The 1560-nt window shown below is 63.7% G+C and carries 2 protein-coding genes; both read right to left on the minus strand.

Features of this window, described 5'->3' with window-relative positions:
• Positions 1 to 47 precede the first annotated feature (47 nt).
• Positions 48 to 800 carry a nucleotidyl transferase AbiEii/AbiGii toxin family protein gene (locus WBQ44_RS06580; RefSeq protein ID WP_495565920.1) on the minus strand — a complete coding sequence of 251 codons (753 nt, stop codon included), beginning with the start codon at positions 798 to 800 and terminating at the stop codon, positions 48 to 50.
• The gene (locus WBQ44_RS06585; protein ID WP_495565921.1) at positions 800 to 1462 is read right to left on the minus strand and encodes a type IV toxin-antitoxin system AbiEi family antitoxin domain-containing protein; all 663 of its coding nucleotides are present in this window, start codon (positions 1460 to 1462) and stop codon (positions 800 to 802) included. Before WBQ44_RS06585 ends, WBQ44_RS06580 begins: the two co-directional genes overlap by 1 nt.
• Positions 1463 to 1560: the final 98 nt, after the last annotated feature.

A 1560-nucleotide genomic window follows, 5' to 3' on the forward strand; every position in this document is an offset into this window, starting at 1 on the left:
GGGCCATCGAAGTGCGTCTGAACGAGTGAAGCGACAGCAACTCGAGGTCACTTCCGATGTAGTCCGACCCACACCTGGGCGACTTCAGCCGCGGCCTCTCGCGCTGTGACGGTCAACCGCGTTTGGCCCGATACTTGGCTTTCCCAATCAGCTTCGGTCGGAGCATCCGCGAACTGCCATTCACCTGGCAACTTGTTCGTGGGCCCGAACCTCCGATACAAATCGGCCACTTTCGGCTCGAATGCCCCAATCCGACTGAGTGCCCACAAGTCCCACAGATCACGCGATGCTCGCCGATCACACCAGGTGGCCGTCTTACCCGCAACGAACGCGTGCCGCGTGGGCACCGTCAACGCAGCTCCGAGTGCATCCTCGTACCGCTGTTCGAGCTGCCGGTTCTCCAGAGGCCATCCAGGGCGACCTTCCGCCGAGAGCAACTGCACCTTGACCGCCAGTCCGGACTGCGACCTCAACACTGCACCGAGATGCTCAGGCACCTCGCTGATCGCCGAATCCCACACCAGTCGCCCGTGGCTGCGCATGACTGCGCGCGGGAGTGCGCGGTCGAGACCACGAGCGACCTCCGATCTGGAACCGACCGCAATCAGATCTATGTCCTCGCTTAGACGACCATCGACCAGATGGGTTCGAGCCAACGCTGTTCCGCCGATGAACACAATCCGATCCGCGAAGTGCGCACTCAGATAACCGAGCAGGTGCGAGATCAGATGATCGCGCTCGACCTGTGCACGCGCGACACCGAATTGCGCTGCCACCGAGTCCAGCTCGTCGGGATTCACTACTCCTCCCCCAACCGAGCCTGCAGCCGCGTCAGTGTCGTTCGCATCTTCTGAGCCCCAGCGATCTTGGCTAACACTTCTGGATTGCACCGTCGATACAATTGCTCCACCGCCGGCCACACCTCACCCCCGGTGTCACCGAGCCCCGGACGCTTCACCAGATCCAACACCGTCTGCTCGGGCGTCGTCACCAACACCGGGCCCAACTCGGTATCGATACGCTCCGCATCCAGACGCGCCGTGTCGCGCACGACGAACCGAACCACCGCCTGACGATCCGCCAACCGAATCGGATCGTGCCGCGTCGGCACAGCCACCACAGCAGTCGCCAACGCCCGCGGAATCGCCCCGTGCAACCGGGCCGCGCTGACACCCATCACGACGGCATCGTCGACACTGTAGGCCGCAACCGCGATACCGGCCGCCGCAGGCTCCAAGCCCGGCATCCACTCGGTCCCGATTTGATCGTCGGGTACGGCCACGTAGAAGCCCGTCGCCACCCGATGCAGCAGACCCGAATCCGTCAGGCGCGCGAGCTCGGCCCGCGGGTGCGCGTAGATCTCGGCCGCCGTCGCGGCGCGCACCATCCGCATCCGAAGTCGCGCAAACTCGGGAGGTAACCCGGTCTGACGGCGTCGAACAGCGCTTGTCGTCACAGTCACCTCGATCAAGTGTTGGATACGTTGGCTCCAAGCCAACAGAACCGACACTAATGTCAACTTTGCACCTCGGCCCGGCCATCACCTGCCCAGTCCATACG

Origin of the sequence: Rhodococcus sp. (in: high G+C Gram-positive bacteria) (genome assembly GCF_049591685.1) — a bacterium.
Taxonomy (GTDB): Bacteria; Actinomycetota; Actinomycetes; order Mycobacteriales; family Mycobacteriaceae; genus Rhodococcoides.